The organism is Fictibacillus phosphorivorans (genome assembly GCF_023715845.1).
Taxonomy (GTDB): Bacteria; Bacillota; Bacilli; order Bacillales; family Fictibacillaceae; genus Fictibacillus; species Fictibacillus phosphorivorans_D.
Genome location: NZ_JAMBOR010000004.1, coordinates 180,112 through 205,429, shown reverse-complemented (window position 1 = coordinate 205,429; position 25,318 = coordinate 180,112). Strand labels below are relative to the sequence as shown.

The following is a 25,318-nucleotide window of genomic DNA, read 5'->3' as shown; positions in this document are numbered from 1 at the left end:
GGCAAACTGGACATGGCGAGGGCCATGTCCAGTTTAATCCAGGTGTGTTTATTCAAAAATAATACTTAAAAACAACACAAACCCCATTTTCAACAAAGTTGAAATGGGGTTTGTCTACGTTCTGAAAGAAGCTTATCAAGCTCCTTTTTAAATGACATTTTTTTTGTTCGTTTCTGATTCTTTTTTTCGGTTTATTTTTAACTCTTTCATTTCTTTTTTAAACTTTTTATTGAGAGACTCATGATTTCCGTAAAGGTATAGCATATCTCCTTCCTGGATCTCGTTGGTATAGCTGTCTTTTCTTATTATGACGTCACCTCGTTTAATAAATAGAACCATTATGTCATCCTCTATATCAATAACGTCCTTTAATTTTTTCCCAATAATCGAAGAACTTTCATGGATAGGCAATTCAATAACAATATCCTCTTCATCAAAATACATCACATCACGAATAGGAAGGTCACAAAGATTGTATTGCTTTTCAAGATGTCCTTTAAAAGACTTCTCCAGATTCCGTTTTAGTTTTGGGATGGTTAAGATCAGATAGAGTCCGATAAGAACCAGAATAATAATACCAAGCTCAATAGAACGAAATTCATCGGAAAGCATACTACTGATCGCAGAAATGACTACCGCTAGAGAGAAAGCACCAAATAGAATGAGAAAAGTGCTGAGTCTTCTTCTAATAGGGTGTTCTAAGATCAGTTCAGACTCACCCGTTGTAAATCCTGTTGCGGTAAACATAGAAATCACTTGAAAACGTGCTATCTCTTTTTTTAATCCTGTAAAAGTAAATAGAAGCACATTGATCTCAATGACGATGGCAATAATTGTAAAATATAATAGCGTAAACAAAAAACCCACAAAGGCACCTCCGATAATTACTTTCTATAGCTATATACCCGAAAAATGAATATGTAATGATGTAAAGTCCCCTTTATCACCTGTTTCATAAAAATGTGCTCGTTCACATATAGTTTTGTACAGGAGGGGATTATTGATGACTGGCTTTCTTATTGCTTTATTACCGGCAGGACTATTATGCGGAGGAGTTGCATTGCTCATACATTCCTTCACAAAAAAGGACACCTATCATTATGATAAAGAGCACCTTTGGGAAGATACACCCCATACTTCTGAAGATTACCGAATGAAATAGCACATCCATCTCTTGATATTTTCTTCCTTTATGGTAAAAAGTAATAAAACCATACTAAGAATTGAGGACGAAATGTGAGGAAAGTATCAAAAAAGTGGCTTATGGGAGGAGCAATACTTGCTATCCTTTTATTTGCTATTTTTCAAGCAGGAAAAACAGAAGGTTCAAATAAAACAAAGACCATAAAGATAGTCGCACTTGGAGATTCACTAACGTATGGAGTAGGGGACCCTTCAAAGACTGGTTATATTGGTGTTGTTCGTCAAAATATCCAAAAGCGAACGGGCAGAAATGTAATCGTCAATAATTTTGGAATCAGCGGACAACGATCAGATCAGCTATTGCGGCAATTAGACAATGGTGTTGTCATTAAAGCCCTCAGACAGGCTGATTATGTGTTTGTATTTATAGGGACTAATGATTTTAGACATGCTGCAGGCTGGAATTTTCGCCAGCTCCCACAGCAGCCCCTTTTACTAGGAAAAGAAAAGCTACGGAACAATTTAAGTAAAACACTCTCAGTAATAAGGGAAAATAACTCATTTGCTCAAGTTTACGTCTTAGGGCTGTATAATCCCTATTTCGGAGAAGAATATGATCCGAAAGCTCCAGAGAGTATACGGTCATGGAATGAAGCCATTATAGAAGCGAGTAAAGAAAGCACATTAACAAAATACATTTCAACGTATGAACTTTATGAAAATATTAATAAGGACATGTATTTTGCAGATTCTTTGCATCCGAATCGGAGAGGTTATTATAAGATGGGCAATTGGGTATATAGGCAATGGAAACCTTAATAAAAGGGGATGGCTGACCAACGTCAGCTTCTTTTTTTGAATCAAAAGGCTAGAAGTAAATTCTTATGGTACGTGTTCTTTTATTCTGTTACATGTTTGCGCAAAATGACCCGCTTTTCCTGCAAACTTGCTGATTCAAGTCTTACTTGGCAATAAAAAACACTTAATACCAGTCATTTTTGGAGTTTGTAACTTAATCTTGCTTTGATTCATCAAAACGTCCTTTTTCCTCTAATTTAATATAAAAAAGGGGTTTGACTCAAAAGTTTCTATTCTTTTGACCAAGCCCCTTCTTTGATTTCTATTTTTTAAATTGAGTATCCAATTTGCCGTTCATATCGATTAAAAAGCCAATTTCTCGACCTAATAACTCACCAAGTTCTTTCGCTTTCTTTTCACTTTCATTTTTTATCTGCTCGATCGTTAATTCACCTTTAAGCTTCGAAGCCCCAACGATAATGCTTAAATCACCTTTTTCATAAAATACGATCTTCATTTACAATACCTCCCTGAAAAATAGAACCTTTTACATAATTCGCCTATCCCTTGATGCTTATGGGGTAGAAAAGAAGTTTTGGAAAAACCTTCATGAGTAAACAATAAAATGGAATATATATGCATGCCCGCAAATGTTGACAAATTTTTATGTATCTTGATAAGATTAGAGTATATTAATATGATTCGCTGAATTCTTTTGTTCTATTCTGAACTTAAAAGAAGCGGGGGAACCATCAGTGGCATTTTGCCTGGGATGAATTTGTTAGTAACAAAAGGGATAACTCTCAATTCCCTAATCCGACAGCTAACCTCGTAAGCGTTTTTGGAGAGAGAGCTTATATACATGGGCTAAGTCTATGTGTTGCAGTGTATCCCACGGAAAATTCCTCTCTAATTTTCGGTGGGTTTTTATATGCAAACAAAAATTTAGACATGTTTTAGGACACACTCCTCATAACTATAGTACTAATAGTTTGAATTTTCTAATAAAGGAGGATGTTTATGAAATTATCAACAAAGATTTTGATTGCATTGGCACTTGGGGTTGTTGCAGGTCTTATTCTTAATTTAGCTCTGCCGGATGCATTCTCAACACTGGATAAGTATGTTTTAAAACCAGTGGGAACATTATTCTTGAACCTTATTAAAATGCTTGTTGTACCAATTGTGTTTTTCTCAATCGTCCTAGGAACGGCTGGATTAGGTGATCCGAAAAAATTAGGCCGTATCGGGGCAAAAACTATCGGTTACTTCCTTGTAACTACAACAATCGCTATTATAATTGCTATGGCTTTAGCACTTATCTTTAAACCTGGCGTAGGTGACTTCAAAACCGAAGGAGCGAAATTCGAAGCTCAAGAAGCCCCAGCCGTTACGGATACTCTATTAGGAATTATTCCTACAAACCCTGTTCAGGCTATGGCTGAAGGTAATATGCTTCAAATTATTGCGTTCTCTGTATTTGTAGGATTTGCATTAACTATGCTCGGAAGCAAAACAAAGGGTATTTTGAATCTCGTTGAACAAGGTAACGAAATTATGATGTACCTTGTAAACTTAGTAATGAAATTCGCTCCATACGGTGCTTTTGCATTAATTGCTTCTGCAATTGGAAGCCAAGGAATGGCCGCGATCAAAGCGATGGGTCTTTATATGACTATTGTTATTGCAGCGTTAGCGATTCACTCTATAGTCACGTATGGTGGATCTGTAGCACTTTTAGGTAAAATGAACCCTCTCACATTCTTTAAAGGGTTTGCGCCAGCAATGTCCGTAGGATTCAGTACGTCAAGTTCAAGTGCTACATTGCCGATCTCTATGAAAGCAGCCCAAGAAAACCTTGGAGTTCGTAAATCTGTAAGTGGTTTTGTTCAACCGCTAGGTTCTACGATCAACATGGATGGAACAGCCATTATGCAAGGGGTCGCGACAATCTTTATCGCCCAAGTATATGATGTGAACTTAAGCATTGGTGCAATGCTTACAGTTATCTTAACTGCAGTACTAGCAAGTATTGGTACAGCCGGTGTGCCGGGGGTTGGACTGATCATGTTAGCAATGGTCCTAAACTCTGTAGGGTTGCCTGTTGAAGGAATCGCCTTAATTCTAGGTGTTGACCGACTTCTTGATATGCTAAGAACAGCAGTTAATATTACTGGTGATGCTGCTTGTGCGGTTATCGTTGATAGAGGCGAAGATAAGCATGTTGGTAATAAAGAAGAAGAAGCAACTGCTTAATAATAAAAGTAATCAAAAGCCGCAGATTTTCTGCGGCTTTTTTTTTATGTCTAAATCCCTAGTTTGTTAAAAATGAGTAAATAAATGTAAGCAAGGACGGAACTTCATGTTAAAATAGATAAATACATAATGATGTTTCGGAGTGATGTTTTTGGAAAAGTGGCTTGAATTAATTATACTTGCTGGAAAAGTAATCTGGGTGCAGTTGCAAACTGGCATAAACCCTATTGTTGAATTAATAGAAAGCAGTATGAATTCTTTTTGGTTCGTTTTTGTGTTGACCGTTATAACAGGAACCATCATCCTGGAGGTCCTTTATAAAGCTATCACTTTTTATCAGGCACATAATTTTATACACCGTAAGATGGTCAGGGAACCTGCGAGTGATATCGAATTTAGCCTCTTTATAAAAACTCTTTGGCACACAGACCGATCTAAAGGTCTAGTAGCCAATGCGAAGGCAGCTAAAAGCCGTTATTTACAGTTTAATGGACAAGAAAGACTTGTGATCCAAAATAGTTTGCAGCAACGATTAAGATTTCTTAGAAATAATCAGCCACTATTTTTATTAGCGGCCATCTTTGCCGGTTTACTCTCAAGCATTGCAGCAAATGTTCTCCCAATCAACACCGTAAGTTTTACAGGAGAAAGTATCTTAAAAACAGTTTTATTTTTGCTTACATGGCTTTTTATCATGCAATCAAAATATGTTTCCATGAAAAAACAGACCTACTATCATCTCGCATGGATGCAAGAAACGAATAGGACTGCTGCAGTAGAACTAAATCAAGAAGAAGATGCACCTGTATCTTTTAATGAAAGCAACCCTACGTATTAACGTGATACGTAAGGGTTGTTTTTTATCCAAAAACGATAGGGGAAATGAATGGCTTCCTCTGCATATTGAATGCCTATCCTTGGGCCTGCTTCTATTTCTTGAGGGGGGACTGCTACCTTTTCCTTAAGACATATTCCACATTCATTCATTTTAAGGCCAGAATGCTCTAACGAAAATCCCATACTTTTTGAAAGCTTTCCAGGACCATTTGTAAGCTGTACCTCTTTTTTTATATTTCCTCTTCTATCTTTCATGATCTCTATTCCGTTAACTGGCTGTATGGCCCTAATTAAGATCGCTTCGGGTTTATCTATGGGACCGGATACGATATTGAAGCAAACATGCATCCCATAAATAAAATACGTGTAAATCGTCCCTGCTTCATGAAACATGACTTCCGTTCTTGGCGTTCTCCGGTTTCCAAAGGAATGAGCTGCCCGGTCCTCAGGGCCTAAGTATGCTTCTGTTTCAACAATAATGCCAGATGTTGTACCCTGTTGATTTGTATGGATAAGTTCCATTCCGAGAAGTCTTTTTGCAAGTTCTAATGTCGGAAGATTCCATAGATCCATTTTTTTCTCCTGTTATGTATGACATGAGGATAATCATCGTACAATATACCATAGAATTTGTAGTATTATGTTACCTTTTGTCGGAGTTTTACAAACGTAAAAAAAAGGAAATCATAGGTTTAAAAAGAAGTTTTTATAAAGTAAATAAATAGGAGGCGTTTTTATTATGGATGGTTGGGTTAATCAAACAGGAATTTATCAAAATCTCTCCAAAAGACGCTGGGAATATTGGGAAGTGAGCCAGCAGGGGGTCAAAACTATGGTTTCCTGGCTTTGCTGGAATGCGCCTAATGCTGTTTATGAACAATGGAGTAAATCTGTCTTACATTAGAAAAAGTATCGTTAGTTCCTTTCATATGAAGGGGACTTTTTTATTTCATATCAATGCTTGAATCTTCTTAAAGCTGGTTAAAATGGTTAAATAAAAGGAGATTGTGGAATGAATCAAAATAAGGGTCATTTACGAAGAGCTGTTGAAGGAAGAAAACAGCGTTTGATTCAGCATTTAATTCATAAAGGACTTTATGGCTATGAAGATCATAGACATTTAACAGAATTTACATTAACAGAATTAGAAACAGAATGGAAAAATGCTCAGCTATTAAGGAATGAAGACCATATCAGTTGATTCTTTTTGAATTATTAAAAAAATTGATACTTTTTCCTATGTTTTTTGGTATAATACTATTATGGGTAGGAAAAAAGGTTTATTTTTACGACAAAATAACAGAAGAAATGCCATAAATCGTTTGATAAAGGCAAATTCACTGAAAAGTGAGGACGCAAAGCTATAGGGGCTTCATTGATGCAATATGCCAGCCAGCTACCTTACGAATGACTATCCTTCGATTTATGAAAAAATGAGGGAGGATATATACATGGAAAACCAAATTTTGTTATTATCCTGGTCTTTAATTGGTTACTATTTAGCCATTTTCTTTTGTGTGGGATTGCTTTTGTATTTTACAGCGAACATGATTAAGAAAGATACACGGATTATTGATTACTTTACGAATGTCCTTATAGTAATAGGGGCAATAGCTTGGGTGGTAATTACGAGTTAAGATTGAGGTTGGAAATTTCCAAATTTTTAGTAAGGATATCCCTTAAAGCCCCACGTTATAATGTAGGCATACATGGAAAGGGGCTAAAAATATGAAATATAAAGAAAAGCTTAATCTTTCGGACGAAGATAAGCAATTACTAGTCGAAGCGTTACTTAGCCAAGGTTATGCATATGAGATTGTGGATTCGGAATTGAAAGATCTTGAGTATGAGCTCAAGCCTAGTCATGAAGATAAAATGAAGAAATTGAATGTTTTATTAAAAAAATTACATAGTTAAATAAATGAAGCAAAAGATCTGTCTGGATCTTTTGCTTTTTTATTTGCTATTTCTAGATTTTAAGTATCAAGCAATCCTTTTCTTCTTGCTTCCATACGCCATTCAGCTTCTTTTACTAATCTTCTAGGCAGTTTTCCTCTATTTTTCAAAAAAGACCAGTAGGTTAAATATTGTGGGGGTCTTGACCCCGGAGACACATTCCTCGCATATTCCCACCATGAGATTTCATTTGCTTCTAGACGTATAAGAAAAAGATCGTCACCTTTTACCATAAAACTCACTCCTGTCTTGCCTTTCGTTACCAATAGTATGGACCGATTAAATAAAAATAACCGAAAAAAAACATGGTACTTCAGTTTATGCAAAAAGGTGGATATTGATTGGGACAAAAAGTATTTTTTTAGTTAGGCAGGATTTAAGTTATGCAGCTTGAATCTTTAAAATACATAAAGGGTGAAAGAATGTGTTTTGAAAAAAGAGGAGGTGGTCCGGTTGGAGCAGGTACTCATGTTTTCATCGCTTCTTACTCCATTGGTAACAGCACTTATGGAGCTCTTAAAACGTACTTTCCCGATTCCTAAGAAATATATCCCTATTACTAGCTTTTTTGTAGGTTTACTAGTTGGACTTCTTGCTTCTCCTTTTACTGATATGGATGCACAGTTAAGACTATGGTCTGGAGGAATAGCAGGTTTGGCAGCAACTGGATTGTATGAAATAGGGAAGAGAAGTAAAAAATCAAAAAGAAAATGCTAAGAAACACCCTCTTAAAACAAGATGTTTAGAATTTGTTAGACAGTGAATAAATTATAGTAAGAAAACAATGATGGGTGGTGGATCTCGTGAAGGCGTTTATAGCACTATGCTTTGTTGTTATGTTGTCTTTTCTGTTTGTCCCTAACATCCCAGATCAAATTCAAGAGAGTTCCAGTACGAAAAATAAAGCAATCACACAGCCAGTAAATGCAGAAGAGAAAAAGGCAAGAGGGGAAGAAATTCCTGAATTCAGTGAGGATCTTGCTAAGAAAAATGCGAACCTTTTCATGGAAGCTCTTAAACAAGAAACCGATGAAAATTATAAAGTAATAAATTATTCTTCAAAAGAAGAACTGATCTCTCATTTAACAAACTATGTGTCTGAAGATATTGTTGCATATTATACGGATGGTTTATTCGAAGAAAGGGAAAGTTCTTTATATATTATTCCTACTGAGTTACCTCCTTGGTTAGAAGAAGAGAAACCGGTAAATATTAAGCAGCTTTCGGATAAATCTTTCCGGGTATATCAAAAGAACAGTTCTGAGCTTTATGGTATTTATGAGATTACTCTAGGATATGAATATATAGATGGAAAATGGATTATCACATTTGCATCAGTGGATTAAGCATGGGGGTACCCATGTTTTTTCACGATTGAAAAATTACCTGATAGATACGATTAAAACAAATGGACTTTAAATGGTGTGAACTTTACAATAGAGGAAATAGTCGAGATGGAGTAGTGTGATGGATATTATTACATTTAAAGATTTTTATAACAACACTGTACAATTGTCTTTTTCAGACCACCCATTTTCTGATACTCCTATGCATGTGTGGTGTATTTGTAAATTCAAGGATCAATGGCTATTAACGGAACATCCAAGGCGTGGAATAGAATTTCCTGGTGGGAAAGTAGAGCCTGGTGAAACGGCAGATGAAGCTGCAATCCGAGAGGTGTTTGAAGAAACGGGTGGAAGAGTTTCAGAATTAAAATATATTGGCCAGTATTATGTAGATGGAAAAGGTGGAAAAATCATAAAAAACATCTATGTGGCTAATGTTGATAAAATCTTATTAAAACATCGTTATTTTGAAACAAATGGTCCAGTCCTCATGAGCGAATTACCTGAAGATGTAGCGACCAACAAGACGTTTAGTTTTATGATGAAAGACCAGGTATTGTCTGAAAGTATGAAGTATGTTCTCAAACATTTCCTGGTCTGATCACAGTTTATGAATGATGTTTTATAAGTTTACTCTCAAGGTATTCGACACCTTGATACATCAAGGTAGCGATAACCGCGATAACTAAAAGACTCATTAATACTAAAGTGAAATTAAATACTTGGAAACCATAAATGATCATATAACCAAGTCCTTGTTTTGAAACAAGAAACTCTCCGACAATAACGCCAACCCATGATAAACCGACGTTAACTTTCAGAGACGAGATAATACTTGGGAAACATGCTGGAAGGATAACCTCTTTAAAACATTGGTTTTTATCCCCGCCGAATGATCGGACCACTTTTACATAGTTTTCATCCACATTTTGAAAGGCTGTATACACAACCAACGTTGTGATAATGATGGAGATGAGAATGCCCATGGCTATAATGGATCCAAAATTAGGTCCGATGGCAACGATTAAAATCGGGCCTAATGCCACTTTTGGCATGGCATTCAAAACGACTAAGTAAGGATCCAAAACCCTCGCTAAAAAAGATGACCACCATAGCAATGCCGCTAATAAGGTTCCAAAAAGCGTTCCTAATATAAATCCAAGAACGGTCTCGCCGAGTGTATAGGCAACATGGATATAAAGAGAGCCATCAGTCGCTTTCGTGATAAATAAAGACCAGATTTTAGAAGGCGAACTGAATAGTAAAGGATTAATCCATCCTTGTTTAGAAAAGATTTCCCACATTGAAAAAAAACTTAGAAAAATGAGCAGCTGGACAATCCGGATGTTTCGTTTTTCTTTTTTGATAGCTAAAAGAAATTCAAGATGTTTCTTGTTCATGATCGTTTTGCTCAATGTGCTCCAACTCCTCCCATATTTGCTGAAATGTTGCTGAAAAATCTGGGTGCTGTCTCGCTTCGAATGGCAGGAGGCTTCTGAGTGTTTCAGGAATTTTAAACGTACGGAAAATACGGCCTGGATTGCTCGATAATAAGATGACATGATCACTCATTGCAATGGCTTCGCCAATATCATGTGTTACGAGAATAGCCGTTTTCCCAAATTCCTTCAGAGTAGAAGAAACTAAGTCTTCTAGCTTTAGTTTTGTTTGGTAATCTAAAGCGGAGAATGGTTCATCAAGTAAAAGCATCTTAGGCTGAGTTGCTAACGTTCGAACAAGCGCTACCCTTTGCCTCATGCCACCTGATAGTTCTGAAGGATATTTGTTTTTTGTATGTTCAAGCCCGATTTCTTTTAATAATCGAATAGTTGCTTGTATATTTTCTTCTGTCTTTTGATTCCTAAGCTTTAGGCCAAGCATAATATTTTCTTCAATGGTCTTCCATGGAAAAAGGTAATCTTGCTGAAGCATATAGCCAATCTTAGGATGTGGCTGATTAATCTTTTGATTGTTTACCATTACCGTTCCTGTAGTAGGGATGAGAAGACCCGCAATGATAGACAGCAATGTAGATTTTCCACATCCACTTGGACCGAGTATGGAGACGAACTCTCCTTCATTAATGGATAGAGAAATATCCTCTAAGGCCGTTGTGGCAGAAGTTTTTGAAAAGTAGGTTTGACCGACTGATTTCAGCTGCAAAAAAGCCACGACGATCCCTCCTGTATATTATTTAATTGCTTCCTTGGCTAAAGTTGTATCAACAAGAACATCATAATCGATCTTTTTAGGGAGTTCTCCCGCCTCATCCATGATCGTCTGCAGATTGTTCCATTCTTCTTCATCTAATATTGGATTTAAGGCAAAGCTGTGTTGGCTCTTGTAACGATCTATTACCGTTTCAATTAACTCAACAGGGGTATCTTCAAAATATGGTGCAATGACTTTCGCAATCTCAGCGGCGGAATGGTTTTCTACCCACAATTGTGCTTTATATAAGCCTTTTGTGAATTTCTCAAGCGTTTCTTTGTTTTCTTTCATATAACTTTCTTTTGCCATGAAAGTCGTGTAAGGAATTTTACCTGATTCTGCTCCAAAGGAAGCAACGATGTGGCCGATTCCCTTTTGTTCAAAAAGACTAGCTTGTGGTTCGAACAACTGCACATAATCTCCCGTTCCAGATGCAAATGCGTTAGCAACGTTAGCAAAATCAATATTTTGAATCATGGTGAGGTCGTTCTTCGGATCGATCCCATGTTTTTTTAGGGCAAACTCACCTGCCATTTGAGGCATTCCGCCCTTACGCTGACCCAAGAATGTACTGCTTTTTAGCTGATCCCAAGAGAAGAAATCAGGTTTTTTCCGTGCTACTAAAAAAGTACCATCCGTTTGCGTGAGCTGTGCAAAATTAATGACAGGGTCTGTAGATTCTTGAGCATGAACATAAATGGTGGTTTCTGAACCAACGAGTGCTACATCAGCGCCATTAGAGAGTAAAGCTGTCATCGTTTTATCTCCGCCCCAAGTGGTTGTTAGCTCCACATTGAGCCCTTCCTCTTCAAAAAAACCTTTTTCAATGGCTACATATTGAGGGGCATAAAAGATAGAACGGGTAACTTCTGCAACACGTACTTTTTCCTGTTTAGAACTGGATGTACTGCAGCCAGCCAGCATTAAGGAAAAGACAAGAAGGGAAGTAAACAATAACGTGAATGTCCTTTTTAAATGTTTCATTGTGATCCTCCTGCAAGAATAGGGATGAAGTCATGACTTTTATGTAATAATGTATGTGATTGCGGCAAATATGTGTTTGCCCACAAAATAAGCGAGGAGTGTCGGAATGAAGAGAGCAAAAATCATAGAATGGCAGCGATTTCCTTCCCCACATCCGACCATAAAGCTGTATGTAGTTACATACCTGAATGATGGGCTGAGAATTAAAGGGCTTGCTGCTCTGCCTCAAGGAGAGGGTCCTTTTCCGGGATTTCTTTATTTAAGAGGCGGGATCAAGTCAGTTGGTATGGTTCGGATCGCAAGAATTATACAGTTTGCATCTCAAGGGTTTGTGGTCATGGCACCGTATTACAGAGGCAACCAAGGTGGAGAGGGAAACGAAGACTTCGCTGGTAAGGACAGAACAGATGCTTTTGCGGCCTTTGAAGTATTAAAGCAGTTTCCAAAAGTGGATCAAAATGAAATTCATGTATTCGGTTTTTCAAGAGGCGGACCGATGGCACTGTTTACTGCCATGAGGTTCCCTGAAATCAAATCTGTTGTTACATGGGGTGGTGTAACAGATATGGCTCTTACTTATGAGGAAAGAGAAGATTTGCGAAGGATGATGAAGAGAGTAATTGGGGGTACACCAGATAAGTATCCTGAAGAATATGAATGGCGATCTCCGTTATATTATTGCAGTGAATTACAGACACCCCTATTGTGTATTCACGGAATGAAAGATGAAAATGTAAGTGTAGAACATACGCTTAAGATTGAAAAAAGGTTAGAAGAACTCAAGAAGCCATGTGAAACTTGGATCTATCCAGAGTATACACACTATTTCCCGCCAAAGGAGAATAGAAAAATAACATACGCTTTATGTGAGTGGATGAAGGAACAAGGAAAGAGGCTTCCTGAAGTAAGATGATCTTGCTTTTGGAAGTCTTATTTTTATTGTATAAAAGATCCATCTAAGCGTTATGATACAGAATCGGATAGATGATTTTAGAAATAGAAAAACCCTCCCGCTAAATTATGGAAGGGTTTTTTATAGGATTTACGCAATTGGTCCTGCTTGCATAATTTCAGGTGAAACCAATTTGAACTTTTCAAAATTAGCTTTGAATTTCGCTGCAAGCTCTTTTGCTTTAATGTCATATTGTTCAGGGCTTTCCCATGTTTTTTTTGGTTGCAGAACCTGATCAGGAACACCTGGGCAATGAGTTGGAATGTGAAGTCCGAAGACAGGATCGACTACAGTTTCAACGGATGTTAGTTCTCCTTCAAGTGCAGCTTGAACCATAGCACGAGTGTAAGATAAGTTCATACGGTTTCCAACACCATATTCACCGCCAGACCAGCCAGTATTAACTAGAAATACTTGAACATTGTGCTGATCAATTTTTTTACCTAACATTTCTGCATATACTGTTGCAGGCAATGGAAGGAATGGAGCACCAAAGCATGTTGAGAACGTTGCTTGTGGTGATGTAACTCCTCTTTCCGTTCCCGCAAGCTTGCTCGTGTAGCCGGATAGGAAATGGTACATAGCTTGCTCTTTTGTTAACTTACTGATTGGAGGCAATACGCCAAAAGCATCAGCGGTTAAGAAGATAATTGTATTTGGATGACCAGCAACACTTGGCTGAATAATGTTTGGAATGGCATCAACAGGATAAGCCGCTCTTGTATTTTCGGTTAATGTAGAATCTTTATAATCCGCAATACGAGATTCATCATCGATCATTACATTCTCTAATACACTTCCAAAACGAATTGCATTCCAGATCTGCGGCTCTTTTTCTTTTGAAAGATCAATTGTCTTCGCATAGCAACCGCCTTCGATATTAAATACGCCAGTGTTAGCCCAGCCATGTTCATCGTCACCGATTAATCGACGGTTAGGATCAGCGGAAAGAGTGGTCTTTCCTGTACCTGACAGACCGAAGAAAAGTGCTACATCCCCTTCGTTTCCAACGTTAGCTGAACAGTGCATGGAAAGGATGCCTTTTTCCGGAAGCAGGTAATTCATTACAGAGAACACGGATTTTTTAATCTCTCCAGCATACTCCGTTCCTCCGATTAATACGATTCGTTTTTCGAAAGAAATGATAATAAAGGTTTCCGAATTCGTTCCATCTTCAGCAGGATTCGCTTGGAATCCTGGAGCTGAAACTACTGTGAATTCAGCATCATGGGAAGCAAGCTCTACGTCATTTGGACGCACAAACATTTGATGTGCAAATAGGTTATGCCAAGCATATTCATTTATAACTTGAATCGGAAGACGGTACTCTTGATCTGCACCTGCAAATCCCTTAAATAAGAATAACTCATCTTTTGTTCCTAAGTATTGAAGTACTTTTTTATAGAGTTTATCGAAGTTTTCAGGGGAAAATGGTTTGTTTACTTTACCCCAGTCAATGGATTTTTTTACGGACGCATCTTCAACAATAAATTTATCCTCTGGGGATCGGCCTGTGTATTTCCCCGTGGTTGCACAAAGTGCACCTGTAGAAGTGAGCATGCCTTCGTTTCTTGTTAATGATTTTTCTACTAAAACCGGAACAGGCAAGTTCTGGTGAGTTGTTTCACGGGTGATAAGTTCAGTTAAGGTTGTTGTAAATTCCAAAGTATTCATATCAGACAGTACCATCCTTTATCCTAGAGTGATATATTCGAAAATTAGTATAACACATTAAATCAAATGATGTATACTATTTTATGAAAGCGCATCAGAAAAGTTCGTAATCCTAAAAAAAGGGCTCAATACACTTGAAATCTACATCCTATTGGAAGCGATATCAAAAAATGCAAATATCAGCTTTTTATTATTGATAGTAAAGGGATTTTAGTTGACATCATAAGGTCATTGCGCTATTATATTTCGAGAACGGCTACTCTTATTCTGAGTAGGTGGAGGGACAGGCCCTATGAAACCCAGCAACCGACATGAAAGCAAGAAGTTTAGATCTGCTTTCAATGAAAAGGTGCTAACCTGCAAGGTGAAAATAACCTTGGACAATAAGAGGATGAAGGCATTTTTAGTTTAAACCTTTTCCCTCGTGAATGATATGTAAATCAGGGAAGGGCTTTTTTTATGCCTTTTTCAAGTTACGAACATAAACATGCAAAATAGATAAGAATAAAGTACCGTATCATACTGAAAGCAATTAAGGGAGGATATTAATTTGTCCAAAAAAGTTAGTCGTCGTTTATTCACATCTGAATCGGTAACGGAAGGCCATCCGGATAAGATCTGTGACCAAATTTCAGATGCTATCCTAGATGAAATTCTAACTCATGATGCAAATGCGCGTGTAGCTTGTGAAACATCAGTTACAACAGGGCTTGTACTTGTTGCAGGTGAGATCACAACTTCTACTTATGTAGATATTCCAAAAGTTGTCCGTGAAACGATCAAAGAAATCGGTTATGATCGTGCAAAATACGGTTTCGATTCAGAAACTTGTGCAGTATTAACGTCAATTGATGAGCAATCTGCTGATATCGCTATGGGTGTAGACCAAGCGCTTGAAGCTCGAGAAGGTTCTATGACTGATGCTGAGATCGAAGCGATCGGTGCAGGAGACCAAGGTTTAATGTTCGGATTTGCTTGTAACGAAACGGAAGAGCTCATGCCTCTTCCGATCTCATTAGCACACAAATTATCTCGTCGTCTTACGGAAGTACGTAAGACTGAAGAAATTCCTTACTTGCGTCCAGATGGAAAAACTCAAGTAACGGTTGAATATGACGAGAACGACAAGCCAGTACGTATCGATACTATCGTTATCTCTACTCAACACCACCCTGAGAACACACTTGAAGAGATTCAAAGAGATATTAAAGAAAAAGTAATCAAGCCAGTTGTTCCTGCTGAGTTAATTGATGAGAACACAAAATACTTCATTAACCCTACAGGCCGTTTCGTTATCGGTGGACCACAAGGTGATGCTGGACTGACTGGACGTAAGATCATCGTTGATACTTACGGTGGTTATGCACGTCACGGTGGTGGAGCGTTCTCTGGTAAGGATGCTACAAAAGTTGACCGTTCTGCTGCATATGCGGCACGCTATGTTGCGAAAAACATCGTAGCTTCAGGCCTTGCTGACAAAGTTGAAGTTCAACTTGCTTACGCGATCGGTGTTGCTCAACCAGTATCAATCGCTGTAAACACGTTTGAAACAGGTAAAGTATCTGAAGAAGTACTTGTAGAATTAGTTCGAAATAATTTCGATCTTCGTCCGGCTGGAATCATCAAGATGCTTGATCTTCGCCGTCCGATCTACAAACAAACTGCTGCATATGGTCACTTTGGCCGTACTGATGTCGATCTTCCATGGGAGAAGACTGATAAAGCAGAAGAACTTAAGAAACAAGCGAATATTTAACAGATTAAAACAGACTCCTATTAAAAGGGGTCTGTTTTTACTATATTATGAGGCAAGTTTACATATCATAAAAAAACCGTCCAAAATTCTGGACGGAAAAAACAATCAGAAGAATATTTTTCGATCTCGTTCTTCTTTTAATATTTCAACAGCTTCCCGGAAACGCTGAGAATGGATAATCTCACGTTCTCTTAAGAATCGAAGGGAATCATTCAGGTCGGGATCATCTGACATGTCGATAATCCATTGGTAGGTGGCACGGGCTTTTTCCTCTGCAGCTATGTCTTCATAAAGGTCAGCAATCGGGTCACCTTTTGCCTGTATATAGCTTGCAGTAAAAGGTACACCTGAGGCGTTTTGGTAGAACAAAGCACTGTCATGATTTACGTAATGATCTTCGATTCCTGCAGCTTTTATTTGTTCGGGTGTTGCATCTTTTGTAAGCTTATAGATCATCGTTGCGATCATTTCAAGATGTGCAAACTCTTCTGTACCGATATCTGTTAATAGGCCAATTACTTTATCAGGAATTGTATAGCGCTGATTTAAGTAACGAAGTGCAGCGGCAAGCTCTCCATCAGCACCCCCATATTGTTCAATTAAGTATTTTGCTAGTCTTGGATTGCATGAAGTAACTTTAACCGGATATTGCAGTTTCTTCTCGTAAACCCACATGAACCAGTACCTCCTTTTCCCTTTTTATATTTGCCAAGGCCAAGGGCCGTTGCTCCAGTTCCACGGCATACCGGAATAGCTGTTGCCGTATTGCTGAAGGGGGCCATATTTCGATTCGATCGCACGTTTTATTTTTTTCCTCTGTTGTGCGTATTGATTGAACTGGTGGATAGCATTCTGATCTTGAGGGTGCGTATCAAGATACAACGTAAGTTCCACAAGTACAAAATCAACAGCTTGTAGCTCTTCCATCCATTGATAAAATTCTTCGGGTAATGTTTGTTGCACTTCAATTACCCCCTTTTCTCATATGGATTTTCATAATAATCATAAAAGGCTGGCCAAAGCGTCCCTTTTCGCAATGCCTCTTTAGGAGGGAACTGAGGTAGGTCAGGTGGTTGAAAACCCATATATAGATTTGGTGGAGTTGAATAATACTTCTTTCCGATAGGCGGACAAGGATCGAAAGGACTATGATAAGGGGTATATGATTTTACAGGCGTGTTTCTATTCATTAAAAACCATCCCTTCTTCACAAGAGTACTTTTATAAAGATATTCATTAAAGAAAGGGATTAGACACGAATCATCTCTATTTATAATCAAATATGATAAAATAATGGGCAAACCAAGAATTGAAAACGAGGTGCAAACACATGTATAAAGGAATCCATCATGTTTCGTTGCTGGTTACTAACTTAAAAGAAGCGTTATATTTTTACGAAGGAATCTTAGGTTTTAAACAAAATAAAAAACGCCCTCAATTTGGTTTTCCGGGCGTTTGGTATGATATTGGCGATACACAGCTTCATTTACTTGTTCACGAAAAAGGAAAAGCCAGAAGAAATACGACTGAGATCGATAGTAGAGACGGTCATTTTGCAATTAGGGTAGAAGATATGGATAAACTGCTCAAGACTCTTGACGCTCATGGTGTCAAATATGTAAATAAGCCAAATAATAAAACGGATTGGCATCAAGTTTTTGTCAGTGATCCTGATGGTAACTTAATTGAATTCAACGTTTAGACTGAAGTGACTTATAATATTGTCCTTTTTCATAATATTCCCGACGTATACGTTCCATATCTTTAATATCGTCTTCGGTTAATTCACGAATGACTTTTGCGGGCCGGCCGAATGCTAGTGTATTAGGCGGAATCACTTTTCCGGGAGGTACAAGACTTCCTGCGCCTATAAAAGCACCTTTTCCAATGTGTGCTCCATCCAGTATCAATGAACCCATACCGATTAATGCATTTTCCTCAATTGTACAGCTATGAAGAATAACGCTATGTCCAACTGTTACTCCATCCTTTAAATGAAGAATACGGTTCGGACTTTGATGAAGCACAGAATTATCTTGTACGTTTACATAATTACCGATTATTGTAGGGGAAACATCCCCTCGAATGGATGTGTTGAACCAAATCGAAGAGTATTCACCAATCTCAACATCACCGGTAATGGTTACATAGTCTGCTATAAAGGCAGTTTCTGAAATTTTAGGCTGTTTGTCTCCATAAGGATAAATCATTATATACACATCCTGTATTGTTTTATTACTTATAGTTTAACAAATCGTGTACCTGTATGAATAGGAAAGAGGGTGGAATCTGTGTGGACGTGGAGAACAGACCAGGAAGCTAAAGGTACAGTGGTCGTCGTACATGGTGCTAACGAACATCATGGAAGATACGACTGGGTAATAAAGAAGTTGAATGAGGTTGGTTTTCACTGTGTTTCTGGAGACTTGCCTGGTCAAGGTACAACGACGAGAAGAAGAGGACACATTGATACTTTTGATGAGTATATCTTTACAATTGAGAACTGGTATCTAGAGGCGGAAAAGCTAGGTTTACCCGTGTATCTATTAGGACACAGTATGGGTGGACTCGCTGTTATCCGTACGTTAATGGAGAAGAGACTTCCTGTATGTGCAGTTGTTCTATCCTCACCATGCCTTGGACTAGCTTATTATCCTTCAAAGGGTAAAGAACTACTCTCACTGTTACTCAACAAGATCGCCCCTGGAGTAAGGTTTCCTGCAAACTTGCCCGAAGGAGGGGTAACGAGGAATGAAGAGATCCGCGTAAGGGATAAAGAAGATAAGTTGATTGTAAAAAAAGTATCTGTAAGGTGGTACAGGGAACTCAAGGCTTCCATTAAGTATGCATTCGAACAGTATTCGTCACTCCCGAACATCCCTTTACTGTTGCTACAAGCAGGCGATGATTTAATTGTAGACAAAATTGCCGTAAAACGATGGTTTAACGGAATCAGCTTAGAAGAAAAATGGTATAAAGAATTTCCTTCTCTTTATCACGAAGTTTTAAATGAACCTGAGCGTGAAAATGTTTTTGAATATGTAAAAAGTTTTTTATATCTGCATAGTGAAGCCAATAACGGAAAAAGGTAAAGAAAGAATTATGAAAAGGAGCATCTATATGAACAAAGTTCCGGTTCACCCTTGGGGATTGATGTATTCCGTTTATACAAAAGTTTTTCCAGCAGTCAGTCAGCTGCTTCAAAAATGGCAAGAAAAAGCAGAGGAAATTCCTGATCCTGAATTAAGACAACAGGCTTTAAGCAGTATTTCGAATAAGATGTTTCATTGTGAAGGCGGTGCGATCCTAACTCTTCTCGCAGGAAAGCATCGGAATCAAGCGATTGAATTTGTAGTCGCTTACCAAACGATTAGTGATTATTTAGACAACCTATGTGACCGAAGTACTTCCCTAAGTGAAAAAGACTTTAGAGCACTTCATGAAAGTATGTTCCATGCTCTTAGTCCTGGGGTAGAACCAGTCAACTACTACAGGTACAGGAATGAGCAAGATGATGGCGGATATCTTGCTGATCTCGTATTGACTTGCCAAAAAGTATTATCGGGATTGCAGACCTATCCGAATATTGCAAGTGAGTTGATAGGACTTGCCCAAATATACTGCGACCTTCAAGTTCATAAACATGTCGTTGTGCAGGAAAGAGAGCCTCGTCTCATCAGTTGGTTTGGTGAATATCAGTCTGTCTTTCCTGATATTACTTGGTATGAATTCTCAGCCTGTGCAGGTTCGACGCTTGGTATCTTTTGTCTCGTCAGTTATGCTTTTCATGGAGATTTCACTAAGGAATCTGCTGAGACCATCAAGAAAGGGTATTTCCCATGGCTTCAGGGACTACATATTCTGCTTGATTATTTTATCGATCAGCAGGAGGACAAGCTTGAAGGAGATCTTAACTTTTGTACGTACTATAAAGATGAGCAGCATATGCTAGAACGCATGGTTTACTTTGCTAAAGAAGCGGAGAGCAGCTGTTCTAACTTGCCTCATTCAAAATTTCACCGTCTTATCCAAAGAGGTTTGCTCGGTATTTATTTAGCAGACCGAAAAGTTTCAGAAAGCCCAGGGATAAAAAAAATGGCCTCTAAACTTGTAAAAGTTGGAGGAGCGACGAGTTACTTTTTTTACGTAAATCGAAAAGTGTACCAAAAATTAAAACCTGCGCTATCGTCATCCTAAAGGAGAATCAACACCTTACAACAATGACGAAACCATTAAAAAGGCTGAATCAACCTAATGCGTTGATATCAGCCTCTTCTTTCGATCGCAACCACAAATGGAGGATCATTTTTTTGATTGATAAAATCATATTGAAGGACGTGAGCTTTTTTCTGGTCGATGTTTTTCACAAAATCCAAGACAAGTTCTTTCTCGCGTTTCCCTTCTTCATGTCCATGATAGATGACTAAAATAATGATTCCCTCTGGTTTTAAAATGTGAAGCAGCTGTTTGATCGCATCGATCGTAGATGAACCTTTCGTTGTGATCGACTTATCACTTCCAGGCAAGTAGCCAAGGTTAAAGATGGCACCTGAGACATTCCCATGTACAAACTCCGGCAGCTGTTCCATCATCTCGTGATGTGAAGCATGATAAAACGTTACATTATCAGCTGCTTGATTTTGAGTTAACCGAAGTTTCGAGTTTTCGATCGCCTGCTCCTGAATGTCAAACGCGAACACCCGGCCATCTTCACCCACAAGCTTTGAAAGAAACAATGTATCATTGCCGTTTCCGCATGTCGCGTCAATGACCAGATCCCCTGATGTGCAAAAAGAGCGAAGAAGAGTCCTAGCAAAAGGGAGAACACCTTCTAATTTCATAAAGAATTCACCTCGTCCCTCACATAAAATTTCCCTTGAAAGCTATTTCTGCGTTTTAGTTCGTTTTCAATGGCATTCAGCACTTTCCACTTATTTAAACTCCACATCGGTCCGACTAAGAGATCAGAAGGGCCATCACCCGTTAATCGGTGGATCATCATATCTGGAGGAATGATCTCAAGCTGATCACATACAAGGTTTACATATGTGTCAAAATCAAGAAAATCGAGCATGCCTTGTTCATATTGCTTCACCATCGGAGTTTTTTTCAACAAGTGTAAGAGATGAATCTTTATCCCTTGAACATCGAGTTTCGCCACTTCGCATGCCGTTTCCAGCATCATTTCAGGGGTTTCGAGCGGGAGTCCATTAATGATGTGGGAGCAGATCCTAATATTGTGTTTTCTCAGTTTGTTAACCCCTTCAACATATGTTTCATAATCGTGAGCACGATTAATAAGAAGTGCCGTTCTTTCATGGACAGTCTGAAGTCCAAGTTCGACCCACAAATAGGTACGTTTATTTAAGTCAGCCAAATATTCTACAACATCGTCTGGAAGACAATCAGGACGTGTAGCGATCGACAGGCCAACAACTCCTTCTTGCTCGAGAATCGTTTCATACAGTTCCTTCAACTGCTCAACTGGAGCATATGTGTTCGTAAAAGCTTGGAAATAGCCAATGTACTTTCCTTTTTTCCATTTAGCATGCATGCGTTCTTTTACGGTATGAAATTGTGTAATGATATCGTCTCGGCGGTTTCCTGCAAAATCACCTGAGCCGCTCTGTGAACAGAACGTACAACCGCCATAAGCCGCTTTTCCATCACGATTTGGACAATCAAATCCTCCGTCAAGAGGAACTTTTATAATTTTTTCACCGAAGCGTGATTTTAAATGTTGGTTCCATGTGTAATATCTTTTATCGCCAAAAAAAGCTGGCTTTTCAATAAGGTGTGTCAACCTGTTCACTCCTTCTTTTCTGGTGATGAGCACCAAGCCAATTGTAGCATGTACAAGGATTCGGCGGCAAAATCGTTCAGGTTTATTTTTATTGTAAATTTAAGGAAAAGCAACTAAAATACAGAAGGTTTTTTCAATAGCAATCTACCATTGCCTCGTATACACAAGATTTGGGTGTGACATTAAAGATGTACAGTCTTTTGTCGACCGTTAATGGTCTATTCATCGTTCTTGGGCAGCCGTTGATCAATGTATGTATTAGAAAGGGTCTGAAGTCTACAACAAGTCAAATACTTGTGGGTTAAGTCATCTTTATCATCTCTTTTGTCATTGTCGGAAACGTGCAGGATTTTAGCGGATTTCTGATAGAGATGATTGTCCGAACAGTTGGAGAAATGTTAGTGTGGCCTGGAGTGCCAAGTGTTGCTGCAAAACATGCTCCAAAAGGGCGAGCTGGATTCTACCAAGGAATTGTGAATCGTACTGCCACTGGAGGAAGAATGCTGGGTCCTTTATTTGGAGGAATGCTTGTAGACATTTTTAACATACGTATATTATTTCAAACCATTATGGGATTGTTGGTCCTTGTGTTGATGCTGACGATTGTTTACAGCTAGTAAAGATACACGTTCATCACAACATGCTGCTGTTTAAAACTACTATCCTTTTGCCTAGTAGGATTTGAGTCTAAAAAAGGAAAATTTAGGCTATACTTTATTCAAACAACCTTGACATTTTTTAAAAGAATTCATAAAATACAAATTAACATCTATTTTTCGTTAATAACGATGAGAGGGACTAGTAAAAAAAGAATGGTAGCTAGAGAGTTGACGGCTGGTGCAAGTCAACCCGGACTTTTTTGAACTCACCCTTTAGTTGCAAGTGTGAATAAAGTAATGCTTGCCGTCTCGCCGCGTTAAGGTTAGTTTTGAGTGAACGTGAGTTTTGCGTTAATCAGGGTGGTACCGCGGCAGGTGTAAACAATGTGAGCTAACCTTTCGTCCCTAATGTTTTATTAGGGGCGGGAGGTTTTTTATTTGGCTTTTTAAAGGACGTTGGACCCAGGTAAGAAAGCAGCCTGGAATGGAGTACAATAGCATCTTACATAGGTGAGATCGCTAAAAAGCCTTATATACTTAAGAAAAAAGCAGGGTCAATGAAGGAGGAACGGTTATGTATTATAACCACAAAACAATCGAGAAAAAATGGCAGCATTTTTGGGAAGAAAACAAGACTTTCCAAACTAAAGAAGAATATGACAAAAAGAAGTTCTACGCATTAGATATGTTTCCATATCCATCTGGGGCAGGTCTTCACGTTGGGCACCCTGAAGGATATACAGCTACAGATATCCTTTCGCGCATGAAGCGTATGCAAGGCTACAATGTCCTTCATCCGATGGGGTGGGACGCATTCGGTCTTCCGGCTGAACAATATGCACTTGATACCGGTAATGACCCTGCAGAGTTTACTGAGCAGAATATCAATACATTCCGTAGACAGATTAAAGAGTTAGGTTTCTCTTATGATTGGGATCGTGAAGTGAATACAACAGATCCTTCTTATTACAAGTGGACGCAATGGATCTTTATCCAGCTTTATAAAAAAGGGCTGGCATATGTTGATGAAGTACCGGTCAATTGGTGTGAAGCACTTGGAACGGTCCTAGCTAATGAAGAAGTTATCGATGGAAAGAGCGAACGCGGAGGTCATCCAGTAGTCCGTAAACCTATGAAACAATGGATGCTCAAGATTACGGCTTATGCGGATAGACTTTTAGAAGATCTCGAAGAATTGGATTGGCCGGAGAGCTTAAAAGATATGCAGCGTAACTGGATCGGTCGTTCAGAAGGTGCTGAAGTTCACTTTGATGTAGACGGTCATTCATCCCAAATTACGGTGTTCACAACAAGACCAGATACTTTATTTGGTGCAACATACCTTGTACTTGCTCCTGAAAATAAGCTAGTTAAAGAGATCGTTACAGATGACCAGTTTGAAGTCGTAACAACTTATCAAAAACAAGTAGAAACGAAGTCTGATCTTGAGCGTACAGAACTCGCAAAAGAAAAGACTGGCGTGTTTACTGGAGCATACGCAATACACCCAGTAACTGGGGCAAAGCTTCCAATCTGGATTGCCGACTATGTACTAGCAAGCTATGGAACGGGTGCTATCATGGCGGTACCAGCTCATGATGAGCGTGATTACGAGTTTGCTGTAAAATTCGATCTTCCGATTGCAGAAGTAGTAGCTGGAGGAAATGTAGCTGAAGCGGCTTATACGGGTGACGGCGAGCATGTGAACTCTGACTTCTTAAACGGTATGCAAAAAGAGGAAGCTATCGAAAAGATGAATGCATGGCTTGTAGAGAACGGAAAAGGCGAGAAAAAAGTTACGTTTCGTCTTCGTGACTGGCTGTTCTCCCGTCAGCGTTATTGGGGAGAACCAATTCCGATCATTCATTGGGAAGATGGTACGATGACAACTGTTCCAGAAGAAGAGCTTCCATTGCTGCTTCCTGTAATGGATGAGATTAAACCATCAGGAACAGGAGAATCACCACTTGCTAATGAAGAAAATTGGGTGAACGTAGTAGACCCTGTAACAGGCAAGAAAGGCCGCCGTGAAACAAATACAATGCCTCAATGGGCAGGAAGCTGCTGGTACTACCTGCGCTATATCGACCCTAAAAATGAGGAGCAGCTAGCAGCACCTGAAAAACTGGAGCACTGGCTCCCTGTAGATATTTATATTGGTGGAGCAGAACATGCGGTATTGCATCTTCTATATGCTCGTTTCTGGCATAAAGTCCTTTATGATCTTGGCGTCGTTCCAACAAAGGAACCATTCCAGCGTTTATTTAACCAAGGTATGATCCTTGGTGAAAATAACGAGAAGATGAGTAAGTCAAAAGGAAATGTTGTTAACCCTGATGAAATCGTTGTAAGCCATGGTGCCGATACATTACGTTTATACGAGATGTTTATGGGACCGCTGGATGCATCGATCGCATGGAGTACAACAGGCCTTGATGGTGCCCGTCGTTTCCTTGACCGTGTTTGGAGATTGTTGGTTTCCGAAGATGGTGAGAACCTGAATCCAGCCATCCAAGATGTTAAAGGGACGGATGCTTTTAATCGTCTTTACCATCTAACGGTTAAAAAAGTAACAGAGGATTTTGAAGGCCTTCGTTTTAATACGGCGATTTCACAGCTTATGGTATTTGTTAACGAAGCGAATAAACAAAAAATCCTTCCTAAGGAACTGGTTCAAGGCTTTGTAAAAATGCTTTCTCCGATCGCACCACATATTTGTGAAGAGCTTTGGAAAAAGTTGGGTGGTACGGGAAGCATCGCCTATGAAGCTTGGCCAGTATGGGATGAAGCACAGCTAGTTGAGAATGAAGTGGAAATCGTTGTCCAAGTAAACGGTAAATTAAAAGCGAAGATGACGATCCCTGCGAACAGCAGCGGTCAGGACATGGAGCAAATCGCTTTAAAGGAAGATACTGTTCAACAAAGCATCGAAGGAAAAACAGTTCGTAAAGTGATAACTGTACCTGGTAAACTCGTAAATATCGTCGCAAATTAAAGGAGGCT

Annotated in this window: 32 protein-coding genes, 3 riboswitches and 1 other annotated feature; of the genes, 18 read left to right on the top strand and 14 right to left on the bottom strand. The window is 38.8% G+C overall.

What is annotated here, in order from left to right; genetic code table 11:
• Positions 1–147: 147 nt before the first annotated feature.
• On the bottom strand, positions 148–867 hold the full coding sequence (locus M3206_RS05595) for a TrkA C-terminal domain-containing protein (RefSeq protein WP_251311504.1): 720 nt from the start codon (positions 865–867) through the stop codon (positions 148–150).
• Between the two features lie 133 nt (positions 868–1,000).
• Between M3206_RS05595 and M3206_RS05590 the strand changes: the two genes are divergently transcribed.
• Together M3206_RS05590 and M3206_RS05585 are read left to right on the top strand one after the other, a co-directional pair.
• Positions 1,001–1,162 carry a hypothetical protein gene (locus M3206_RS05590; RefSeq protein ID WP_251311503.1) on the top strand — a complete coding sequence of 54 codons (162 nt, stop codon included), beginning with the start codon at positions 1,001–1,003 and terminating at the stop codon, positions 1,160–1,162.
• 74 nt (positions 1,163–1,236) lie between these two features.
• A complete protein-coding gene (locus M3206_RS05585; protein WP_251311502.1) occupies positions 1,237–1,962 on the top strand; it encodes a GDSL-type esterase/lipase family protein in 726 nt (241 codons plus the stop codon).
• A gap of 301 nt (positions 1,963–2,263) precedes the next feature.
• Here the strand turns inward: M3206_RS05585 and M3206_RS05580 are convergent, their stop codons facing one another.
• Entirely contained in the window at positions 2,264–2,458 is a 195-nt protein-coding gene (locus M3206_RS05580; RefSeq protein ID WP_066291922.1) for a hypothetical protein, read from the bottom strand.
• A gap of 176 nt (positions 2,459–2,634) precedes the next feature.
• A riboswitch (cyclic di-AMP (ydaO/yuaA leader) is annotated at positions 2,635–2,794 on the top strand.
• A gap of 167 nt (positions 2,795–2,961) precedes the next feature.
• On the opposite strand from M3206_RS05580, the gene M3206_RS05575 reads away from it, so the two are divergent.
• Both M3206_RS05575 and M3206_RS05570 read left to right on the top strand, forming a co-directional pair.
• Positions 2,962–4,197 carry a dicarboxylate/amino acid:cation symporter gene (locus tag M3206_RS05575; RefSeq protein WP_251311501.1) on the top strand — a complete coding sequence of 412 codons (1,236 nt, stop codon included), beginning with the start codon at positions 2,962–2,964 and terminating at the stop codon, positions 4,195–4,197.
• A 151-nt stretch (positions 4,198–4,348) separates the two neighbouring features.
• Positions 4,349–5,035: a hypothetical protein gene (locus tag M3206_RS05570; protein ID WP_251311500.1), complete on the top strand. Its 687-nt coding sequence runs from the start codon at positions 4,349–4,351 to the stop codon at positions 5,033–5,035.
• Here the strand turns inward: M3206_RS05570 and M3206_RS05565 are convergent.
• Complete coding sequence (locus M3206_RS05565) at positions 5,032–5,607, bottom strand: DNA-3-methyladenine glycosylase (RefSeq protein WP_251311499.1); 576 nt, start codon at positions 5,605–5,607, stop codon at positions 5,032–5,034. The genes M3206_RS05570 and M3206_RS05565 overlap by 4 nt on opposite strands.
• 166 nt (positions 5,608–5,773) lie before the next feature.
• On the opposite strand from M3206_RS05565, the gene M3206_RS05560 reads away from it, so the two are divergent.
• The 4 genes from M3206_RS05560 to abbA all read left to right on the top strand — a co-directional run bounded on the left by M3206_RS05560 (position 5,774) and on the right by abbA (position 6,951).
• On the top strand, positions 5,774–5,938 hold the full coding sequence (locus M3206_RS05560) for a hypothetical protein (RefSeq protein WP_251311498.1): 165 nt from the start codon (positions 5,774–5,776) through the stop codon (positions 5,936–5,938).
• A gap of 108 nt (positions 5,939–6,046) precedes the next feature.
• Positions 6,047–6,235 (top strand): Fur-regulated basic protein FbpA, encoded by a 189-nt coding sequence (locus M3206_RS05555; RefSeq protein ID WP_251311497.1) that lies wholly within the window; start codon positions 6,047–6,049, stop codon positions 6,233–6,235.
• A gap of 119 nt (positions 6,236–6,354) precedes the next feature.
• Positions 6,355–6,438: riboswitch (cyclic di-GMP riboswitch) on the top strand.
• 47 nt (positions 6,439–6,485) lie between these two features.
• Positions 6,486–6,671, top strand: coding sequence for a hypothetical protein (locus M3206_RS05550; protein ID WP_251311496.1), 186 nt, complete (start codon positions 6,486–6,488; stop codon positions 6,669–6,671).
• Positions 6,672–6,762: 91 nt separating this feature from the next.
• Positions 6,763–6,951: an antirepressor AbbA gene (gene abbA / locus M3206_RS05545; RefSeq protein ID WP_251311495.1), complete on the top strand. Its 189-nt coding sequence runs from the start codon at positions 6,763–6,765 to the stop codon at positions 6,949–6,951.
• A gap of 59 nt (positions 6,952–7,010) precedes the next feature.
• Here the strand turns inward: abbA and M3206_RS05540 are convergent, their stop codons facing one another.
• Positions 7,011–7,223: a hypothetical protein gene (locus tag M3206_RS05540; protein WP_251311494.1), complete on the bottom strand. Its 213-nt coding sequence runs from the start codon at positions 7,221–7,223 to the stop codon at positions 7,011–7,013.
• 220 nt (positions 7,224–7,443) lie between these two features.
• Between M3206_RS05540 and M3206_RS05535 the strand changes: the two genes are divergently transcribed.
• The 3 genes from M3206_RS05535 to ytkD all read left to right on the top strand — a co-directional run bounded on the left by M3206_RS05535 (position 7,444) and on the right by ytkD (position 8,937).
• Entirely contained in the window at positions 7,444–7,707 is a 264-nt protein-coding gene (locus M3206_RS05535) for a holin (protein WP_251311493.1), read from the top strand.
• A gap of 86 nt (positions 7,708–7,793) precedes the next feature.
• Positions 7,794–8,336, top strand: a complete 543-nt coding sequence (locus tag M3206_RS05530; RefSeq protein ID WP_251311492.1) for a hypothetical protein — start codon at positions 7,794–7,796, stop codon at positions 8,334–8,336.
• A gap of 121 nt (positions 8,337–8,457) precedes the next feature.
• Positions 8,458–8,937, top strand: coding sequence for an RNA deprotection pyrophosphohydrolase (ytkD, locus tag M3206_RS05525; RefSeq protein WP_285876759.1), 480 nt, complete (start codon positions 8,458–8,460; stop codon positions 8,935–8,937).
• Between the two features lie 7 nt (positions 8,938–8,944).
• Here ytkD and M3206_RS05520 read toward each other — a convergent pair whose 3' ends face one another.
• The 3 genes from M3206_RS05520 to M3206_RS05510 are packed head-to-tail and all read right to left on the bottom strand — an operon-like array spanning position 8,945 to position 11,531.
• A complete protein-coding gene (locus tag M3206_RS05520; RefSeq protein ID WP_251311516.1) occupies positions 8,945–9,736 on the bottom strand; it encodes an ABC transporter permease in 792 nt (263 codons plus the stop codon).
• Positions 9,717–10,508 carry an ABC transporter ATP-binding protein gene (locus M3206_RS05515; RefSeq protein ID WP_251311491.1) on the bottom strand — a complete coding sequence of 264 codons (792 nt, stop codon included), beginning with the start codon at positions 10,506–10,508 and terminating at the stop codon, positions 9,717–9,719. Before M3206_RS05515 ends, M3206_RS05520 begins: the two co-directional genes overlap by 20 nt.
• 18 nt (positions 10,509–10,526) lie before the next feature.
• The gene (locus M3206_RS05510; RefSeq protein WP_251311490.1) at positions 10,527–11,531 is read right to left on the bottom strand and encodes an ABC transporter substrate-binding protein; all 1,005 of its coding nucleotides are present in this window, start codon (positions 11,529–11,531) and stop codon (positions 10,527–10,529) included.
• 106 nt (positions 11,532–11,637) lie between these two features.
• On the opposite strand from M3206_RS05510, the gene M3206_RS05505 reads away from it, so the two are divergent.
• Positions 11,638–12,444, top strand: a complete 807-nt coding sequence (locus M3206_RS05505; protein ID WP_251311489.1) for an alpha/beta hydrolase family protein — start codon at positions 11,638–11,640, stop codon at positions 12,442–12,444.
• A gap of 129 nt (positions 12,445–12,573) precedes the next feature.
• Here M3206_RS05505 and pckA read toward each other — a convergent pair whose 3' ends face one another.
• Complete coding sequence (gene pckA, locus M3206_RS05500; RefSeq protein WP_251311488.1) at positions 12,574–14,157, bottom strand: phosphoenolpyruvate carboxykinase (ATP); 1,584 nt, start codon at positions 14,155–14,157, stop codon at positions 12,574–12,576.
• 259 nt (positions 14,158–14,416) lie between these two features.
• Positions 14,417–14,547: riboswitch (SAM riboswitch) on the top strand.
• A 160-nt stretch (positions 14,548–14,707) separates the two neighbouring features.
• Between pckA and metK the strand changes: the two genes are divergently transcribed.
• Positions 14,708–15,913 (top strand): methionine adenosyltransferase, encoded by a 1,206-nt coding sequence (metK, locus tag M3206_RS05495; RefSeq protein ID WP_251311487.1) that lies wholly within the window; start codon positions 14,708–14,710, stop codon positions 15,911–15,913.
• Positions 15,914–16,018: 105 nt separating this feature from the next.
• Here metK and cotJC read toward each other — a convergent pair whose 3' ends face one another.
• From cotJC to M3206_RS05480, 3 genes are read right to left on the bottom strand one after another with little or no spacing between them, the layout of a single operon-like run.
• Complete coding sequence (cotJC, locus tag M3206_RS05490) at positions 16,019–16,588, bottom strand: spore coat protein CotJC (protein WP_251311486.1); 570 nt, start codon at positions 16,586–16,588, stop codon at positions 16,019–16,021.
• A 24-nt stretch (positions 16,589–16,612) separates the two neighbouring features.
• Positions 16,613–16,840, bottom strand: coding sequence for a spore coat protein CotJB (locus M3206_RS05485; protein WP_251311515.1), 228 nt, complete (start codon positions 16,838–16,840; stop codon positions 16,613–16,615).
• 41 nt (positions 16,841–16,881) lie between these two features.
• Positions 16,882–17,103 (bottom strand): spore coat associated protein CotJA, encoded by a 222-nt coding sequence (locus M3206_RS05480; protein WP_251311485.1) that lies wholly within the window; start codon positions 17,101–17,103, stop codon positions 16,882–16,884.
• Between the two features lie 140 nt (positions 17,104–17,243).
• Here M3206_RS05480 and M3206_RS05475 point away from each other — a divergent pair, with 140 nt between their 5' ends.
• A complete protein-coding gene (locus M3206_RS05475) occupies positions 17,244–17,615 on the top strand; it encodes a VOC family protein (protein WP_251311484.1) in 372 nt (123 codons plus the stop codon).
• On the opposite strand, the gene M3206_RS05470 is transcribed toward M3206_RS05475, so the two are convergent.
• Positions 17,605–18,123 carry a gamma carbonic anhydrase family protein gene (locus tag M3206_RS05470; protein ID WP_251311483.1) on the bottom strand — a complete coding sequence of 173 codons (519 nt, stop codon included), beginning with the start codon at positions 18,121–18,123 and terminating at the stop codon, positions 17,605–17,607. The two genes, M3206_RS05475 and M3206_RS05470, sit on opposite strands and share 11 nt — an antisense overlap.
• An 81-nt stretch (positions 18,124–18,204) precedes the next feature.
• On the opposite strand from M3206_RS05470, the gene M3206_RS05465 reads away from it, so the two are divergent.
• Together M3206_RS05465 and M3206_RS05460 are read left to right on the top strand one after the other, a co-directional pair.
• Complete coding sequence (locus tag M3206_RS05465; protein ID WP_251311482.1) at positions 18,205–19,005, top strand: alpha/beta hydrolase; 801 nt, start codon at positions 18,205–18,207, stop codon at positions 19,003–19,005.
• Between the two features lie 28 nt (positions 19,006–19,033).
• A complete protein-coding gene (locus M3206_RS05460; RefSeq protein WP_251311481.1) occupies positions 19,034–20,110 on the top strand; it encodes a tetraprenyl-beta-curcumene synthase family protein in 1,077 nt (358 codons plus the stop codon).
• A 68-nt stretch (positions 20,111–20,178) separates the two neighbouring features.
• Here the strand turns inward: M3206_RS05460 and M3206_RS05455 are convergent, their stop codons facing one another.
• Both M3206_RS05455 and M3206_RS05450 read right to left on the bottom strand, forming a co-directional pair.
• Positions 20,179–20,754 carry a class I SAM-dependent methyltransferase gene (locus M3206_RS05455; RefSeq protein ID WP_251311480.1) on the bottom strand — a complete coding sequence of 192 codons (576 nt, stop codon included), beginning with the start codon at positions 20,752–20,754 and terminating at the stop codon, positions 20,179–20,181.
• A complete protein-coding gene (locus M3206_RS05450) occupies positions 20,751–21,716 on the bottom strand; it encodes a TIGR01212 family radical SAM protein (RefSeq protein WP_251311479.1) in 966 nt (321 codons plus the stop codon). The genes M3206_RS05455 and M3206_RS05450 overlap by 4 nt, the downstream gene beginning before the upstream one ends.
• 308 nt (positions 21,717–22,024) lie before the next feature.
• Here M3206_RS05450 and M3206_RS05445 point away from each other — a divergent pair, with 308 nt between their 5' ends.
• Both M3206_RS05445 and leuS read left to right on the top strand, forming a co-directional pair.
• Positions 22,025–22,333 (top strand): MFS transporter, encoded by a 309-nt coding sequence (locus M3206_RS05445; RefSeq protein ID WP_349773995.1) that lies wholly within the window; start codon positions 22,025–22,027, stop codon positions 22,331–22,333.
• 162 nt (positions 22,334–22,495) lie between these two features.
• Positions 22,496–22,725: a binding site (T-box leader), on the top strand.
• A 164-nt stretch (positions 22,726–22,889) separates the two neighbouring features.
• Positions 22,890–25,310, top strand: a complete 2,421-nt coding sequence (gene leuS / locus M3206_RS05440; RefSeq protein ID WP_251311477.1) for a leucine--tRNA ligase — start codon at positions 22,890–22,892, stop codon at positions 25,308–25,310.
• The last annotated feature ends 8 nt before the right edge of the window (positions 25,311–25,318 follow it).

Coding starts and splice junctions, on each gene's coding strand:
- M3206_RS05580 (WP_066291922.1), bottom strand. CDS start 2,458: ATGAAGATCGTATTTTATGAAAAAGGTGATTTAAGCATTATCGTTGGG.
- M3206_RS05575 (WP_251311501.1), top strand. CDS start 2,962: ATGAAATTATCAACAAAGATTTTGATTGCATTGGCACTTGGGGTTGTT.
- M3206_RS05565 (WP_251311499.1), bottom strand. CDS start 5,607: ATGGATCTATGGAATCTTCCGACATTAGAACTTGCAAAAAGACTTCTC.
- M3206_RS05560 (WP_251311498.1), top strand. CDS start 5,774: ATGGATGGTTGGGTTAATCAAACAGGAATTTATCAAAATCTCTCCAAA.
- M3206_RS05555 (WP_251311497.1), top strand. CDS start 6,047: ATGAATCAAAATAAGGGTCATTTACGAAGAGCTGTTGAAGGAAGAAAA.
- M3206_RS05550 (WP_251311496.1), top strand. CDS start 6,486: ATGGAAAACCAAATTTTGTTATTATCCTGGTCTTTAATTGGTTACTAT.
- abbA (WP_251311495.1), top strand. CDS start 6,763: ATGAAATATAAAGAAAAGCTTAATCTTTCGGACGAAGATAAGCAATTA.
- M3206_RS05540 (WP_251311494.1), bottom strand. CDS start 7,223: ATGGTAAAAGGTGACGATCTTTTTCTTATACGTCTAGAAGCAAATGAA.
- ytkD (WP_285876759.1), top strand. CDS start 8,458: ATGGATATTATTACATTTAAAGATTTTTATAACAACACTGTACAATTG.
- M3206_RS05520 (WP_251311516.1), bottom strand. CDS start 9,736: ATGAACAAGAAACATCTTGAATTTCTTTTAGCTATCAAAAAAGAAAAA.
- M3206_RS05510 (WP_251311490.1), bottom strand. CDS start 11,531: ATGAAACATTTAAAAAGGACATTCACGTTATTGTTTACTTCCCTTCTT.
- M3206_RS05505 (WP_251311489.1), top strand. CDS start 11,638: ATGAAGAGAGCAAAAATCATAGAATGGCAGCGATTTCCTTCCCCACAT.
- pckA (WP_251311488.1), bottom strand. CDS start 14,157: ATGAATACTTTGGAATTTACAACAACCTTAACTGAACTTATCACCCGT.
- cotJC (WP_251311486.1), bottom strand. CDS start 16,588: ATGTGGGTTTACGAGAAGAAACTGCAATATCCGGTTAAAGTTACTTCA.
- M3206_RS05485 (WP_251311515.1), bottom strand. CDS start 16,840: ATGGAAGAGCTACAAGCTGTTGATTTTGTACTTGTGGAACTTACGTTG.
- M3206_RS05480 (WP_251311485.1), bottom strand. CDS start 17,103: ATGAATAGAAACACGCCTGTAAAATCATATACCCCTTATCATAGTCCT.
- M3206_RS05475 (WP_251311484.1), top strand. CDS start 17,244: ATGTATAAAGGAATCCATCATGTTTCGTTGCTGGTTACTAACTTAAAA.
- M3206_RS05470 (WP_251311483.1), bottom strand. CDS start 18,123: ATGATTTATCCTTATGGAGACAAACAGCCTAAAATTTCAGAAACTGCC.
- M3206_RS05460 (WP_251311481.1), top strand. CDS start 19,034: ATGAACAAAGTTCCGGTTCACCCTTGGGGATTGATGTATTCCGTTTAT.
- M3206_RS05455 (WP_251311480.1), bottom strand. CDS start 20,754: ATGAAATTAGAAGGTGTTCTCCCTTTTGCTAGGACTCTTCTTCGCTCT.
- leuS (WP_251311477.1), top strand. CDS start 22,890: ATGTATTATAACCACAAAACAATCGAGAAAAAATGGCAGCATTTTTGG.